The organism is Sphingobacterium lactis (assembly GCF_011046555.1).
In the GTDB taxonomy this organism is placed as follows: domain Bacteria; phylum Bacteroidota; class Bacteroidia; order Sphingobacteriales; family Sphingobacteriaceae; genus Sphingobacterium; species Sphingobacterium lactis.
Genome location: NZ_CP049246.1, coordinates 2,484,441 through 2,500,804 on the forward strand (window position 1 = coordinate 2,484,441; position 16,364 = coordinate 2,500,804).

The 16,364-nt window shown below is 40.3% G+C and carries 11 protein-coding genes; all 11 read left to right on the forward strand.

Features of this window, described 5'->3' with window-relative positions:
- Positions 1–2,742 (forward strand): alpha-L-rhamnosidase, encoded by a 2,742-nt coding sequence (locus G6N79_RS10880; protein WP_103907609.1) that lies wholly within the window; start codon positions 1–3, stop codon positions 2,740–2,742.
- 5 nt (positions 2,743–2,747) lie between these two features.
- On the forward strand, positions 2,748–3,896 hold the full coding sequence (locus G6N79_RS10885) for a sialidase family protein (RefSeq protein WP_103907608.1): 1,149 nt from the start codon (positions 2,748–2,750) through the stop codon (positions 3,894–3,896).
- Between the two features lies 1 nt (position 3,897).
- A complete protein-coding gene (locus G6N79_RS10890; protein WP_103907607.1) occupies positions 3,898–5,052 on the forward strand; it encodes an iron-containing alcohol dehydrogenase in 1,155 nt (384 codons plus the stop codon).
- A gap of 19 nt (positions 5,053–5,071) precedes the next feature.
- On the forward strand, positions 5,072–5,989 hold the full coding sequence (locus tag G6N79_RS10895; RefSeq protein WP_103907606.1) for a dihydrodipicolinate synthase family protein: 918 nt from the start codon (positions 5,072–5,074) through the stop codon (positions 5,987–5,989).
- Positions 5,990–6,008: 19 nt separating this feature from the next.
- Positions 6,009–7,010: a 4-hydroxythreonine-4-phosphate dehydrogenase PdxA gene (pdxA, locus tag G6N79_RS10900; protein ID WP_234993266.1), complete on the forward strand. Its 1,002-nt coding sequence runs from the start codon at positions 6,009–6,011 to the stop codon at positions 7,008–7,010.
- A gap of 1 nt (position 7,011) precedes the next feature.
- The gene (locus G6N79_RS10905; protein ID WP_103907604.1) at positions 7,012–8,094 is read left to right on the forward strand and encodes a four-carbon acid sugar kinase family protein; all 1,083 of its coding nucleotides are present in this window, start codon (positions 7,012–7,014) and stop codon (positions 8,092–8,094) included.
- Between the two features lie 24 nt (positions 8,095–8,118).
- Positions 8,119–9,693: a sodium:solute symporter family protein gene (locus tag G6N79_RS10910; protein ID WP_103907603.1), complete on the forward strand. Its 1,575-nt coding sequence runs from the start codon at positions 8,119–8,121 to the stop codon at positions 9,691–9,693.
- The gene (locus G6N79_RS10915; RefSeq protein WP_234993265.1) at positions 9,693–11,078 is read left to right on the forward strand and encodes an alpha/beta hydrolase; all 1,386 of its coding nucleotides are present in this window, start codon (positions 9,693–9,695) and stop codon (positions 11,076–11,078) included. Before G6N79_RS10910 ends, G6N79_RS10915 begins: the two co-directional genes overlap by 1 nt.
- Positions 11,079–11,249: 171 nt before the next feature.
- A complete protein-coding gene (locus tag G6N79_RS10920) occupies positions 11,250–12,143 on the forward strand; it encodes a sugar phosphate isomerase/epimerase family protein (RefSeq protein ID WP_103907601.1) in 894 nt (297 codons plus the stop codon).
- 1 nt (position 12,144) lies between these two features.
- Positions 12,145–13,611, forward strand: a complete 1,467-nt coding sequence (locus G6N79_RS10925) for a glycoside hydrolase family 28 protein (RefSeq protein ID WP_103907600.1) — start codon at positions 12,145–12,147, stop codon at positions 13,609–13,611.
- Complete coding sequence (locus G6N79_RS10930; protein WP_146060669.1) at positions 13,583–16,360, forward strand: family 78 glycoside hydrolase catalytic domain; 2,778 nt, start codon at positions 13,583–13,585, stop codon at positions 16,358–16,360. Before G6N79_RS10925 ends, G6N79_RS10930 begins: the two co-directional genes overlap by 29 nt.
- The last annotated feature ends 4 nt before the right edge of the window (positions 16,361–16,364 follow it).

A 16,364-nucleotide genomic window follows, 5' to 3' on the forward strand; every position in this document is an offset into this window, starting at 1 on the left:
ATGAAGCTACAGCGTGTGATACTATTTTTTGTCTTGATTCAAACCTTAGGGTTTGGTTCAACTTCCTATGGACAGAAACTTCATAATTTACGCTGTGAATTGATGAATAATCCTAGGGGAATAGATCGACAAGCTCCTCGATTGAGCTGGGAAATTCAAGATTCCACACGTGGTGTATATCAAATTGGCTATCATGTTATCGTATCTTCCAGTCTAGCTAAGCTAGAAAGGGAAATAGGTGACCTGTGGGATTCTGGAAAGGTGAATTCCAACAATTCTACCACTGTTTATTATGACGGTCAAAAACTAGAAAGCAGGCAACAAGTATATTGGAAAGTACGCGTGTATACGAATAAACAGGATTTGGGATGGTCCGCTCCCGCGAATTGGACAACGGGTTTACGCTATTACAAAGATTGGAAAAATAGATGGATTGGTTTGGACGGTTATCAAGATACCGATGATGAACAAAAAGGTCAACTGTCAGGGCGCTATTTCCGTAAGGATTTTGAAACCAAAAAGAAGGTTCAAAAAGCCACTGCATATATCATGGGTTTGGGGTTGTACGAGCTATCGATCAATGGAAAGAAAATCGGAGACCATGTATTGGCACCAACACCAACGGATTACTCCACGAACATTAAATACAATGTTTTTGATGTGACGTCTGACCTTGCACAAGGTGAAAATACGATTGGAGTTATCCTTGGAAATGGCCGGTTTTATGCTATGAGACAAGCAAAACCTTACAAAGTAAAATCATTTGGTTTCCCTAAACTTCAATTTCAATTGGAGATCCAATATAACGATGGGAGTACCGAATATATCGAGTCAGATAATACTTGGAAAGTAAGCACAAATGGGCCAATTACCAGCAATAATGAGTATGACGGGGAGGATTATGATGCAAGAAAAGAATTTACAGGTTGGGATATGGCCAACTTCGATGATCATTCCTGGCAATCGGTTAATTATGTTCAGGAACCTGCCGGTCGCTTTGAAGCGCAGCTGAATGCACCCATGAAAGTGATGATGGATATCCATCCCGCTCAGATAATTCAACGGGAAGATGGCAAGCTGATTATTGATTATGGACAGAATTTTACGGGTTGGGTTAAGTTAAAGGTTAGCGGACCTGCCGGAACACAGGTGAAGCTGCGTTTTGCTGAATCCCTAGATGAGCAAGGCAATCTATTTGTTGCGAATCTTCGTGATGCAAAGTCTACCGATCATTATACTTTGAAAGGCGAGAAGGAAGAAGAATGGGAACCAAAATTTACGTACCATGGTTTTCGGTATGTTGAGGTCAGTAACTACCCCGGGGCTATTAAAAAAGAAAACTTTGTTGGTCGATTTGTTTATGATGACATGGCGACCATCGGATCCTTTCAAAGTAGCGATTCTCTGCTAAATAGGATTTATAAAAATGCATGGTGGGGAATTGCTTCCAACTACAAAGGGATGCCAATTGATTGCCCTCAGCGTAATGAAAGACAACCTTGGTTGGGCGACCGACCTGGTAGTGCGTATGGAGAAACCTTCCTTTTTGATAATATAAATTTTTATTGTAAATGGTTGGACGATATTAAGTTATCTCAAAAGGATGACGGCTCCATTCCTGATGTAGCCCCTGCTTTTTGGAGATACTACAGTGATAACAGTACATGGGCAGGAACCTATATTATTGTTGCACATATGCTTTACAAGCAGTCTGGAGATATCAGAATATTGAAAGATCATTATCCTGCAATGAAAAAATGGATTAATTATATGCAGGATCGATACAATGATGATTCAGGCTTAATGGTTAAGGATAGTTACGGTGATTGGTGCTTTCCTCCAGAAAGCATTGAAGCCGGTAGGGGAAAAATTGCTGACAAAAAATATCCGAGCAAACTGTTAGCAAGTGCTACATTCTATCATTTGCTCACTTTAATGGGAGATATAGGCGATGTACTACAAGATAAAGCAGCTGACCAATACGCCAAAGAAGCATTGAAAGTGAAAAAAGCATTTAATCAAACTTTCAATAACGGTGATGGAACCTATGGAAGTAATAGCCTAACTGAAAATATCCTTGCTTACAATTTTGATTTGGTCGAGGTGGAAGAACAAAAAAAGGTTCGCGAAAATATTACCAATCTGATAAACCATACTTACAACGGTCATTTGCATAACGGTGTTGTTGGGATCCAGTGGTTGATGCGTGCTCTGCACAAAATGGGTGAAGATGACTTGGCGCTAAAAATTGCGACGCAGAAAACCTATCCATCCTGGGGTTACATGATCGAGCAGGGGGCAACGACGATATGGGAATTATGGAATGGAAATACTGCACATCCAAAAATGAATTCCCAGAATCACGTCATGATGTTGGGTGATTTGCTGGTATGGTATTATGAGCAGCTTGCTGGGATAGCGTCCAAAGAGAATGCATTTCAGGTGATTTCCATGAAACCAGTTTTCCCAAAAGGGCTTGAAGCCGTAAAGGCATCATATCAAAGCTTGTACGGTGAGATTACTTCTGATTGGCAGGTAGATGGTCAAAAATTAAGGTGGCAAATCACGATTCCACCCAATACCGAAGCTGAAGTATTTATCCCAGCGCGCTCGGAAACTGAGGTGTTTGAGTCAGGCAAGCATTTAAACCAATCGGAAGGTATTGAAAAAATTTCCAGGGATGAAGATTATATAAAAGTTAGTTTAAAGTCAGGTAATTATTTGTTCAACAGTCATATTTAGTAAAGATGAAAAGGTTGTTTTTAAGTTTGATGTCTATAATGTTGCTTCTAGCACCTCCCACTTGGGCACAAGAGAATGCATTATACAAGTGGCAAAAGGGAATTGTTAAGGATGAGTTCATTTACGAAAAAGCACCTTTTCCTTCCTGTCATTCCGCGACAATGGCAGAAACGCCTACCGGATTGGTTTATGCTTTTTTTGGTGGTACCCGAGAGCGCAATCCGGATGTTGAAATTTATGTGAGCCGTCTTGAAAATGGAAAATGGTCAGCTCCCACGTCTGCTGCAGATGGTATATTATCAGATAATAAGCGGATGCCGACATGGAACCCAGTTTTATACCAGATACCTAATGGGGACTTATTATTATTCTATAAAGTGGGGCCTAAACCATCAGCATGGTGGGGGATGTTAAAGAGATCTGCGGATGGTGGAAAAACATGGTCTGCTGCTGAACGGTTACCAGACAATATACTCGGGCCGATCAAGAATAAACCAATTCTATTGAGCAATGGAAATCTGATTTCCCCATCAAGTACGGAGGGTGATGGCTGGCGTATTCATTTCGAAATAAGTCCCGATTTTGGGAAAACCTGGCGAAAAGTCGGCCCTATAAATAAGGGTAAGGATAACCTGGACGCAATTCAACCTAGCATTCTAGATCATGGCAATGGAAAATTGCAGATTTTGGCAAGGACAAGAAATTGGGCTGTAGCTGAGAGCTGGTCATATGATAATGGAGAAACTTGGACTGCGTTGAATAAGACAAGCCTCCCGAATAATAATTCCGGCACTGATGCCGTAACCATGAAAAATGGACAACATGTTCTGGTCTATAATCATGTTTTGCCGGGGCCGGAAAATCCGAAAGGTAAGCGTACGCCACTGAATGTTTCGGTATCAAAGAATGGTAAAGACTGGGACGCTGTGTTAATTCTTGAAGATTCACCGATTAGTCAATATTCCTATCCAGCAGTTATTCAGACTAGTGACGGGCTATTGCATTTTGCATATACATGGCGTAGGCAAAAGATGAAACATGTTGTTGTGGATCCTAAAAAATTAAAGAAACGAAAAATAAGGAATGGAGTTTGGCCTGAAGTGAAGGGATATAAGCTCCCTGAAGAAAAACCTTACAAAGCAGAAGAGGAATAAGATGAACGCGACGAAAAGAAATTTAAATATCGTATTTCCAAGACATTTTGTATTTGGAAATGGAGTGCTGGCACAATTGAAGGAAGAACTACATGCTGCAAAGGTTCGACGTGTTATTTTGATGAGTATAGAACCTTTAAAAGAAAGATTACAATCGGTAATCGAAGATTTAAAAAGTGCCGGAATAATGGTGACAGCGGATTACAGCATCCAACAGGAACCGTCCTTTGCAGATCTACGGTCGCTGTTGATCAAATTTTCAGAAGTGGACGCAGATACTGTCATTGGTATAGGTGGGGGCAGCGTTTTGGATATTGCTAAATTAATTGCAGCCTTATTGGATAATGATCAGAAACTGGAAGACGTTGTGGGTAATGGGTTATTGCAGAAGCGTAATAAAAGGTTAATTTGTATTCCTGCTACCTCAGGCACAGGAAGTGAAGTTTCACCAAATGCAATTTTAGTAGATGATGAAGGTCAGAAGAAAGGGATAATTTCTCCCAATTTGGTGCCGGATGCCGTCTATGCTGATCCTTTATTGACATTAACTTTACCTGGTGCAATTACTGCTGCTACAGGTCTGGACGCTTTGACCCACTGTTTGGAGGCATTTACCAATAGATTTTCCCAACCTTTTATCGATATGTTCGCCATTCGGGGAATAAAATTGATCGCAGATAATTTAGTGTCAGCCGTTCAGGATGGTGCAAATGAGAAGGCCAGAGAAGAGGTTGCACTGGGTAGTATTCTTGGTGGCTTCTGTTTGGGACCAGTAAATACAGCTGCAGTTCATGCTTTATCCTATCCATTAGGGACTGAATTTCACCTCGCTCATGGCCTATCCAACGCGTTGTTGCTACCCTATGTCATGGAATTTAATTATCGTAGTGCCCCTCAGAAATATGCTGAAGTTGCAATAGCCTTAGGTTGTCCTCGTGGTGAAAACGATGAAGAAACAGCAAGAAAAGGAATTGACCGCATACGACAAATCATTGATGAATGTGGAATTCCAAGTCGATTAGGAGAGTTGGATATTCCAAAAGAGGCCATCCCAAAACTGGCAGAGGATGCCCTGAAAATTACACGATTATTGGTGAACAATCCAAGAGAAGTTACATTGGAAGACGCCATATCTATATATAGAGCTGCATATTAATCACACTTAAACTAAAAAGATGAAAGAGATCATCGTTCCAGTTGTTGCCCCATTGAAGCAAGATTTAAGTCTTGATCGGGAAGCTGTACGACGAATATTTATGTTTTTACATGAAAATCATGCTTGTCCCTTTATTTTAGGAACTACTGGCGAAGCTGCCTCCTTATCCAAATCCTTTAGGGATGAATATTTGGAAGTAGCTGCAGAAAGTAAGGCAGAAGGTCAGCATTGGTATGTGGGGGTTTCCTCCAATATCCTTGAAGAGTCTATCAGTATTTCGCAACAGGCCCATCGCTTGGGCGTTACAGCCATTGCTGCGACATTACCAACGTACTACCAATTGTCGGTTTACCAAATGGAAAGGTATTTCATGCAATTGGCTGATGCCTGCAGTGCTGGTTTAATTGTCTATAACATTCCAGCAACAACGCATATGTCCCTGCCTTTGGACCTGATTGAGCGATTGAGTAAACATGAGAATATTGTTGGAATCAAAGATTCCGAAAGAAATATGGAAAGGTTACAAGATTCGCTGAACAGATGGTCTGACCGAGAGGATTTCAAACATTATATAGGCTGGGCAGGAGCTGCAGGATTTGCCTTGCTGAATGGTAGTTCAGGTGTTGTACCGAGTACCGGAAATTTTGCGCCTTCCGTTTATGTGCAGATGTGCGAAGCAGCAGAAAGACAGGACGTAGGATTGGTAAAGATGATGCAGAAGCAGTCTGATGAGTTGGGTAATCTCTACCAGGCGAACAAGTCATTAGGGGAATCGCTTTGGGCCCTTAAAGTGTTGATGAAGGAACTTGGCCTCTGTGAGGAATATATGATGCCTCCGTTAAACAGTTTAGGCGATAAGGAACGGCAGGAAATTCTCCGTGGATTTCATGAATTAATTAATAACCAACATATTAAATTGACAAGTAGCCATGTTTAAGCCCCTTATAGGTATCACAATGGGTGATCCTGCCAGTATAGGTCCTGAAATTGCGCTGAAAGCAGTATTGGATCCTCAAATTCATGAAATCTGTAAACCAATCATAGTTGGAGATGCTGCTGTATTTGAGCAAATTGCTGGATTATTAGATCTCCCTGTTTCGATCAACAGAATTTATGATGTTAATGATGCAAAGTTCCAGTTGGGCATTGCTAATGTTTTTGATCTAGATAATACAGATTTAAATCAAGTAAAGTTCGGTGAAATTTCTGCTGAAGCCGGAAGAGTATCATTTGAATCTGTTGCTAAGGTAATCGAATTGGCATTGAATAAAGATTTAGATGCTACCGTGACAGGTCCCATTAATAAAAAATCAATCAATGAAGCGGGATATCATTATGCAGGCCATACAGAAATTTATGCCGATAAGACTGGCACCAAAAAATATGCTATGCTGTTGGTTGAAGACAATATGAAGGTTATTCATGTGTCGACACATGTTTCTTTACGCAATGCATGTGATTTGGTGAAAAAGGAGCGCATTTTGGAGGTAATAGAATTGTTGCAGAATGGTTTGATTAGTCTAGGCGAAAAAAACCTTAAAATTGGCGTAGCGGGTCTAAACCCTCATGCAGGAGATTCTGGATTGTTTGGAACGGAGGATGATGAAGAAATTGTCCCAGCAGTTGCTGAGGCTCGCAACCTAGGTTTTGATGTGGAAGGTCCTATTCCAGCAGATACGTTATTCTCTAAAGCGGCAACGGGGTTTTATGGAGGAATTGTAGCGATGTATCATGATCAGGGACATATTCCATTCAAGTTGACCGGCTTTAAGTGGAACCCGGAAAAGAAACAGATGGATAGTGTGAAAGGAGTCAATATAACCATGGGTCTGCCAATAATCCGGACCTCGGTAGATCATGGAACAGCTTTCGAAATTGCAGGCAAGGGTGTTGCAAGCCCAGATGCTATGGTATTGGCGATTAAGTCGGCGGTTCAATTGGCACTAAATAATAAATAAGATGGGTACTGTATTAGTTTTAGCAGATGATCTAACAGGGGCAACCGAATTGGGAGGAATTGCATTGCGTTTCGGGTTGCAGGTACGCATTTGTCATAATCTCATACAGACCCCAAAGACAGATGTTGTCATTCTGAATACCAATAATAGAGCATTGCACAGGGGGGAGGTTTTAAAGAACCTAGAGGATCTATTTAAGGATTTTGATTGCCAATGCTATGATTTCGTTTATTTAAAATTTGATTCAGCCCTACGTGGATTTATTGATTTTGAAACATCTTGGTATTTGAAAAAATTCAAACGTCAAAAATTGCTATTCTGTCCAATAAATCCATTGTTGAAACGGGTCATCCAAAATGGTGTATACCTAATCGACGGTGTTCCCATTCATGAAACATCCTTTAAAGATGATCCTGAATTTCCTATCCAATTTGGGGAAATAGACCGTAATCTGGGTGGGGAATGGCTAACGCTTCCCGTTGAAAATCTAAACGGAACGCAGGGAAAAATAATTATTGAGGCAGATGACTTTACTGATTTGAAAAAGTTGGCTAAATTGGTTACTCCGGATACCTTGTTTGCTGGAGCTGGAGCTTTTTTTACCGCTCTGTTAGAAGACCGGTATCAATCCAGTTCTAATCAGCATAAAATCATCCCAAAGCCAGATATAATTATCTGTGGTTCCACACACGATCAGTCTAGAGAATGGTTGAAAGCACAGGATGAAAAAGTAAAAGTGGTATGGGATGGCTTAGATTATGAGATTGTATATCGATTAATTGCCATAAAAAGGAGTGGCAGAATTCCGGTGTTTGCCTATTCAGATGTTGTTGAAGGCTCACCGAAATATTTGCGCCATAGGATGGGACATGTTATCTCGTTATTCCTGGAGACCTGTCCTTGTAATGAACTTTTTATCGAAGGTGGATCAACAGCATCCGCCATTTTGAAAATTTTAGGAGTTGATACCTTGATACCAGAACAGGAGATCCTTCCGGGGCTCGTGCGTTCAAAAGTACCTGATTTAAACCTATACATCAGTATGAAACCGGGAAGTTATTCTTGGGGAAATATTGCATTTTAATACATAGCCATAACCTAGCTACGAATGGATAAACCTCTATTAAGTTTAATTGATTATTGCATTATTATTGCCGTCCTTTTGGTGACACTTTACTTTGGTTTAAGATATGCCAAGAACCAGCGTACAACGGCGGACTACTTTTCAGCAAAAGGACGGGTTCCTTCGTGGGCGATCGGAATGTCTCTTTTGGCAACCTTAATCAGCAGCGTTACTTTTCTGGGGTATCCCTCTGAAGGCTTTGCAAATAATTGGATTCTTCTGGTTCAGGGGTTAATGGTGCCTATAGTACTCCTTGGAACTGTTTGGTTTATTGTGCCATTATATAGAAAAGTTATCGGCTTAAGTACATACGAGTATTTTGAAAAACGATTTGGCACCTTCGCTCGTTATTATAGTTCTCTGGCTTTTGTGTTGCGCCAATTTTCCGGTATGGGAACAGTTTTGTACCTATTGGCCATAGCCCTTTCGGGGATGACAAATATCAATACCTATTGGATTATTATTGTTGTAGGTGCTCTGATAGTTGCAGTAAATTTATTGGGTGGGATTGAAGCGGTAATCTGGTTAGATGTCTTTCAAGGGTTTATGTTGTTTGCAAGTGGTATTTTGTGTCTACTTGTGGTGATTTTTGCTGTAGATGGAGGTTTACCAGAGGTCTGGAAAGTTGCATCCGCAAATGGCAGGACCGGTTTTGGACCATTTGATTTGGACTTCACGAGATTAACGTTCATTGTTATGGCCATAAACGGTGTGTTCTATGCCATTCAAAAATATGGAACCGATCAGACGGTAATTCAACGTTATCTTACTGCGAAGTCAGATAAATCTGCTATTCGGGCATCACTTTTGGGCATCCTTCTTACCGTTCCTGTTTGGTCTCTATTTATGTTTATAGGAACTGCACTATTTGTGTATTATACACAAAATAGCTTACCAGCTGATATTGGTCCCAACGCAGTTTTCCCATATTTCATCATGACCGAATTACCAGTGGGAGTTGTCGGATTCATTTTAGCGGCAATGATCTCTGCCGCTATATGTAGTCTCAGTGCAGACTTAAATTCTTTGGCTGCTGTAGGAATCGAAGATTATTATAAAAAATTGAAGCCTAATCTCACAGATAAGAAATATTTATTTGCCAGTAAATGGATGGTTGCAATTGCCGGTCTATTGTCGGTTGTTATCGGCTTTATCTATGTGAATTTGGGAAGTGAAAGCATCCTGGGGATAGTGTTTACCCTCTATGCTATTTTTTCCGGCGGAATTGTAGGTGTCTTTTTATTGGGCGTTTTTTCGTCAAGAGCAAATGCACAAGGAGTTAATATTGCGATTATTGTTTGCATCGTATTTACAGCATATGCTTTTTTGACCAGCACAGCGATAGAATTTGGTGATAAGAGTTATAAATTGTTGGATTTTGGTTCATTTAATTTTACACATAATAAATTAATGTTGGGTGTTTATAGCCATCTGATTGTGATCGGCGTAGGTTATATAGCCAGTTTGTTTTTTCCAAGCCCAAAATTAGACCCAAGTTTAACATATCGAGGATGGCGTAAAGGCCGTCAGCTCGAAAAACAACTAATGGAGGATGAATAATGAAAAATAATGTTTCTGTTTTTCTCTTTTTATTGGGGATGTGTTTTCACCATCTGACCTATGCGCAAACGGTTGAATCGAAATTTCAGCAACCTCTAAAAGAAGTATTGGATGAAATTGAAGAAAGGTTTCAAGTAACCATAAAATACAATGATAACCAGGTAGAGGGAAAAGTGGTTACCTACGCCTTTTGGCGTTTCCGACCGGATGTTGATTTGACTCTCCAACAGGTGCTGGCGCCCTTGGATATGAAGGTTAACAAGGAAGGCCCAGGAAGATATAAATTGAAAGAGTTTGAGTACCATCGATGGAAAGAAGAAGATGGATGGGCATTTCTACAACACCTTTCAAGTCAATACAACGATCGCTCGAGTTGGGAATTACGCCGCGATTCCTTAATTCCCGCATTACGAAAAGCTTTGAAATTAGATCCCTTGCCGGCAATTGGCAATACAAAGCCAATCCTATCCAAAAAACGGCAGTTCAACGGATACAGTGTAGAGAATTTTGCACTGGAGCTTCTTCCAGGGGTCTATGTAAATGGGTCTATTTATCGTCCGCTAAAATATAACGGTAAAGTACCGGTTGTATTATCGCCTGATGGTCATTGGGGAGGACATCGATTCAGAAAAGATGCCCAAATACGGTTTGGCATGCTGGCAAAAATGGGTATGGTTGCGGTAAGTTATGATCTTTTCGCATGGGGTGAGTCCCTGCTTCAATTTAAATCCGAAGATCATCAGCGTAGCTTGGCATTGACCTACCAAATCCTAAGCGGAATCCGCATTTTAGACTTTATGTTGTCTGATCCTTCTATTGATAGGCATAGAGTTGGTATTTGCGGTGGTTCTGGAGGAGGTAATCAGGCTGGTTTATTAACCGCTATTGAGCCAAGAATCACGCTAAGTATTCCGGTTGTTTCTCTATCATCTTATCATTTTGGTGGGTGTCCATGTGAAAGTGGTCTGCCTATTCATGCGGTAGGCAAAGGTACCAATAATGTGGAGATTGCCGCCATGGCAGCACCAAGGCCCATGCTCGTAGTTTCCGACGGAAAGGACTGGACGGCGCATGCTCAGGAACATGACTTTCCTTATCTAAAACGGGTTTATGGATTTTATAACGCTGCCGATCAAGTTGCCAATGTGCATTTAACTGCTGAGGGTCATGATTTTGGATACAATAAAAGGAAAGCAGTCTATGATTTTTTAATTCAACATTTTAATCTGGAGGCGAAGGGTATCAAACAAAAGAGTGGTGAATATGATGAGTCCTCCATCGTTGTGGAAGAAAAGGAAGCATTATACTCCTTTGGAGCAAACGGTGAACTACTACCCAAGAATGCAATAAAAGGCTATGATAAATTAGAAATATTACTACCATAATATACTATAATTTTTAGATAAAAACCTATTGATATTGCACTGGAATTCTCCTTAGTTTTCGGATAATTCCCAGTGCTTTTTTTTATGCATTGAACAAGAGATTTTTGACCACGAAACTCTTGGAATTTAAATAGATAAACCTATTTGCCAATTTATACTATACAAAGGGATATGAATACAATTCATAGAAGAGATTTTTTGAAGGGTACGTTGTTTTTAAGCGCGAGAATACTTTCGCCATCTGCATTATGGGCCTTTGGATCTAAGGATCAACGCTATCAGGTTGCAGTCATTGATTTAATGATCTTGAAACGTCAAAAGCTAGGAGCCATAAAATTGGCAAAAGAAATAGGGGCCGATGGTTTGGAAGTTGACATGGGTGGATTGGGAAATCGAGAAACATTCGATAATAAATTCTTGGATAAAGAATTTCGGGACACCTATATACAGGAATTAAAAGATCAAGGTATTAAAATTTGTTCTGTGGCAATGACAGGTTTTTATGCACAATCCTTGGCAACAAGACCAACGTACAAGCGAATGGTGGGTGATTGTCTGGAAACCTGTAGGTTACTGGGGGCCAAAGTAGCATTTTTGCCGCTTGGCGTGCAGGGTGATTTGGTAAAAAATCCCGAACTAAGGCCAGCACTTGTAGAAAGGTTAAAAGTCATCGGTGAAATGGCGAAAAAAGCAGGTGTTATTGTGGGAATTGAAACTGCATTAGATGCGAAGGGTGAACTGGATCTTCTCCGTGAAATTAATGCTAAGCATATTAAGATTTATTTTAACTTTTCCAACCCACTCAAAGAAAACCGTAACCTCATTCAGGAATTGAAGATTTTAGGTAAGAAGCATATCTGTATGATCCATTGTACTGATGAGGATGGTGTTTGGTTGGAAAATAACAAACGACTGGATATGCGTGAGGTAAAGAGAACATTGGACAAAATGGGGTGGTCAGGTTGGTTGGTTATCGAACGTTCAAGAGATGCCAATCTATCCCCAAAGATGGTTAAAGAAAATTTTGGAGCCAATACCCGATTTGTGAAAAGCATATTTCAATAACATGAAAAAGATAGCCATATATTTCTTGTTTATTTTCGGTTTACAAAGTTGTGCGGTGAAAAACAATCCCCACGATCTGTTAAGTAGGTTGGTGAAAAGGAGCGAGGTGGGTGCCGAAAATATGCCAAATATAATTGCTGCTGTTTACTCGCCATATTTTAATGCTGCCTTCAAGAAACCAACTTTTCCAAATAATGTAATAACAGTAGAACCAGGGGGTGAACCTATTCAAAATGCCATTGACAGTTTGGAGAAGATGGGTGGCGGAACTGTTAAACTTGCACCAGGTCATTTTCTCTCTGGAAGAATTACGTTGAAATCCAATATAGAACTTCAGGTCCAACAGGATGCAATTTTGGAATTCAAATCTGAAATTGAAGATTTCTTGCCTGTAGTATTTACCAGAAATGAAGGAATCGAACTGTATTCGTTGGGGGCATGTATCTATGCCGAAAATGCCACCAATATAGCCATTACCGGAAAGGGTAAGATTTATGGTCCTGGGCAGGGCTCTGTTAGGGAGCGAACCATGACGCATGATGTAATAGAAAACATCGTTGACCACAAAACACCAGTAGACCAGCGTATTTATGATGGCAAAACAGCTGATTTTATTTTTCCGCCAGCCTTGATAGCACCTATTCATTGTAAGGGAGTTTACATAGAAGGTGTTAGTTTGGCGCAATCGGCCTTCTGGAATATTGTTCCAACTTACTGTGAGAATGTCATCATTAGGGGGATATCGATCAATTCGATTGGTATTCAGCGGGGAGATGGGATTGATGTCGAGTCATCAAGAAATGTATTGATTGAATATTGCAGCTTTGAAACCGGGGATGATTGTATTGCACTGAAAGCTGGTCGTGGATACGATGGTCTTCGAGTAAATAAGCCAACCGAAAATATCGTGATTCGCAATTGTTATGCAAAACAAGGACACGGCGGCATGACCATTGGAAGTGAAACTGCGGGAATGGTTCAAGGGGTCTACGTACATAATTGTGTTTTTGATGGGGTTGATGTAGGCTTACGATTCAAGACACGCCGACCACGAGGTGGGGGCGGGAAAAATATCCTTTTCGAGAATATTTATCTCAATACAGTACATTCCGCCTTACGATGGGACATGCTTGGACAAGCTCTTCATGTCGGAAATCAGGCGGATAGAAATTTTAAAGTAGAGAAAAACCCATTAACCCCTAGGTTTTCGGATATCGAGATGCGTAATATCTATATTGAGAATGCCGCAGACTGTATTCGGATAGAAGGAATTCCTGAATCTAAGCTGGAAAATGTCAAGATATCGGGTGTGAATGGCAAAGGGAAACGATTTTTGGTCGCTCGAGATGCCAAATCAATAACCATACAGCACAGTGTTTTTGCTGTAGAAGATGCTGAAATTGACACCATAAATGTACAGGACCTTAATCTAAAAGGTATTGAATTCAACAGAACACTTAACTTCTAAACGCTTTATTGGCATGAAATCTTTTATCCGATTTTGTTTATATATTATTTTCAGCGCTATGCAAATGGCGTATGGCCAGTTGAGGGTGTCAGAGGTCACTGTCGAGGGCAAGGAGAATCCTATCGGAGTTCAAACTTTAGTGCCTCAATTTAGTTGGAAGCTTTTGAGTAATGCAAATGGAACGTATCAAAAGGGGTATCGGATTCAAGTCTTTCAAGAAACAATAAATCAGCAAGAAAGAGCGGTATGGGATTCCGAATGGGTATCATCTGAAAAATCATTGTATATACCCTATGATGGGGCATCACTCCTGCCAGGAACTTCCTATCGATTCCATATTGCTGTAAAAGATCAGCATGGAAACTTGGCAAAAAAAGAAAATAATTATTTCCATACGGGATTGTTGAAAGAAGAAGATTGGGGAAATGCCAAATGGATTGCCAAGGAGCAGCTTCCAGATTCATTAATAAATCCATTACCCTTAAGTTCAAGTAAATTACGCTTAGAGAAGCAGTATGAATTACCTGTTTTTAGAAAGTCATTTAAGGTAACTAAAAAATTGAGTTCAGCTTTCGCCTATATTTCAGGCTTAGGACATTTTGAACTTCTATTGAATGGAGCAGCTGTAGATGATGCGTTCTTACAGCCTGGTTGGACGAAATATGATAAGGAGGCATTTTATGTTGTATATGATTTAACCAACCGTATCCATCAAGGAGATAACGTATTTGGTGTTCTGTTGGGAAATGGATTTTATTATGTGCCCCCAATAAAAGGAAGATATCAGAAACATAAAGTAGCTTTTGGCCTTCCAAAATTAAAGATGAAGCTAATCCTTCGCTATGACGATGGTTCATCTGAGGTAATCGATTCAAATCAAAGTTGGAAAACACATCGGTCTCCAATAACCTTTTCCAGTATTTATGGAGGAGAGGATGTTGATGCGCGAATTCTTCCAGAGAATTGGGCTACCAATACCTTTAACGATGATTCTTGGGCAAAAGCACTGCAAGTTGAAGGTCCTGCTTTAATCGCTCAAGAAATCTATCCAAACAAAGTAATGCAGTCCTTCAAGCCATTGACAGAAAAGGTAATCGATGAAAAAACAAGGTTGTATGATTTTGGTCAAAATGCTTCCGGCATTATAAATATTCGGATGAAGGCTAATAAAGGGGATACCATTCGAATTTATCCTGCTGAATTATTGAAAGATGGTCGAATAACGCAAAAACATACCGGTAGTCCACATTATTATCAATACGTCTTTGCTGATGGAAAAGAAGTGTCATGGTCTCCCAAATTTTCTTATTACGGGTTCCGTTTTGCTGAGGTTGAGCTCATGCCAAAATCGGGTAGTTCAGTGAAAATCTTGGGGATTCAAGCTGACCATATTCGAAACAGTACTTCTCACAGTGGCACATTTACCTCTTCTGATACTTTATTCAATCAGATTCATAACCTAATCAATTGGGGAATTAAAAGTAACATGGTTTCCGTATTTACAGATTGTCCTCATCGCGAAAAATTGGGCTGGCTAGAACAATTGCACCTCATGGGGCCCTCCGTTCAATATAATTTCGATGCCAAACTGCTCTTTAAAAAAGCATTGCGGGATATGCGAAACTCACAAACTTCATCAGGTTTAATTCCAGAGATAGCACCTGAATATGTTCAGTTTGATTGGGGAGGAGATATGTTCCGGGATTCTCCAGAATGGGGAAGCAGCGCCATAATCCTCCCATGGTATGCATACCAATGGTATGGAGACATATCCTTCCTGCACGATAATTATGACATGATGAAGGGATATTTGCAGTATTTGCAAGGTAAAGCGAAAGACCATATCCTATTCCAAGGATTAAGTGATTGGTACGATATAGGACCAGAAAGACCAGGCGTATCTCAACTTACACCAAAGGGTATTACCGCGACTTCAATCTACTATTATGATTTAGGAATAATGGCTAAAATAGCGAAGCTATTAGGGAAAGAGAATGATGTTAATACTTATACTATCCTTCAAAATAAAGTTGGAGAATCTTTCAACAAGCATTTTTTTGATCCAAAAACAGCCAAATATGCGACCGGTAGCCAGACTTCGCAGGCAATGCCGCTCTATTTAGGCTTGGTATCACCTGAAAATAAAGAAAAGGTGCTTGAAAACCTTATACAAGATATCTATTCTAAGGACACCAGTTTTACAAGTGGCGATGTAGGTCACCGGTATCTCATTCAAGTGCTTTCGGACCATGGATATGATCAACTCATTTATGATATGCATAAAGATGATACCAGACCAGGTTATGGATATCAAATCCGTAAAGGTGCAACCGCTTTAACCGAGTCTTGGGCAGCATTACCCAACGTATCGAACAACCATTTTATGCTCGGTCATCTTATGGAATGGTTTCATAGCGGCTTAGGAGGAATTAAGCAGGCACCTGAGTCTGTAGGATTTCAACATGTATGGATTGCACCAAAGCTATTAGATCGGAAAATGGATGTTCAAGTCCAATACGAAACTCCATATGGTCCTGTGGAGGTGGATAGAAAAACGAGTATTTCTGGACAAATATTGACGATTCAAATTCCTGTTGGCGCGCGTGCAACAGTCGAATTGCCTAAAGCTAATCATTGGAAAGTTTTGGGAGAAGGTGCCCAACCGATAAAGGACGCAGCCAATCCTTTATCTCAGTATTGGCAATTACCTTCAGGAAAGTATGAGTTCCAGCATGAGGTAATCGATTGAAAAA

What these genes read in the sequence shown, in the direction of transcription:
- pdxA (WP_234993266.1), top strand. Translation starts at nt 6,009, where the DNA reads ATGGGTGATCCTGCCAGTATAGGTCCTGAAATTGCGCTGAAAGCAGTA.
- G6N79_RS10890 (WP_103907607.1), top strand. Translation starts at nt 3,898, where the DNA reads ATGAACGCGACGAAAAGAAATTTAAATATCGTATTTCCAAGACATTTT.
- G6N79_RS10895 (WP_103907606.1), top strand. Translation starts at nt 5,072, where the DNA reads ATGAAAGAGATCATCGTTCCAGTTGTTGCCCCATTGAAGCAAGATTTA.
- G6N79_RS10925 (WP_103907600.1), top strand. Translation starts at nt 12,145, where the DNA reads ATGAAAAAGATAGCCATATATTTCTTGTTTATTTTCGGTTTACAAAGT.
- G6N79_RS10905 (WP_103907604.1), top strand. Translation starts at nt 7,012, where the DNA reads ATGGGTACTGTATTAGTTTTAGCAGATGATCTAACAGGGGCAACCGAA.
- G6N79_RS10920 (WP_103907601.1), top strand. Translation starts at nt 11,250, where the DNA reads ATGAATACAATTCATAGAAGAGATTTTTTGAAGGGTACGTTGTTTTTA.
- G6N79_RS10880 (WP_103907609.1), top strand. Translation starts at nt 1, where the DNA reads ATGAAGCTACAGCGTGTGATACTATTTTTTGTCTTGATTCAAACCTTA.
- G6N79_RS10915 (WP_234993265.1), top strand. Translation starts at nt 9,693, where the DNA reads ATGAAAAATAATGTTTCTGTTTTTCTCTTTTTATTGGGGATGTGTTTT.
- G6N79_RS10885 (WP_103907608.1), top strand. Translation starts at nt 2,748, where the DNA reads ATGAAAAGGTTGTTTTTAAGTTTGATGTCTATAATGTTGCTTCTAGCA.
- G6N79_RS10910 (WP_103907603.1), top strand. Translation starts at nt 8,119, where the DNA reads ATGGATAAACCTCTATTAAGTTTAATTGATTATTGCATTATTATTGCC.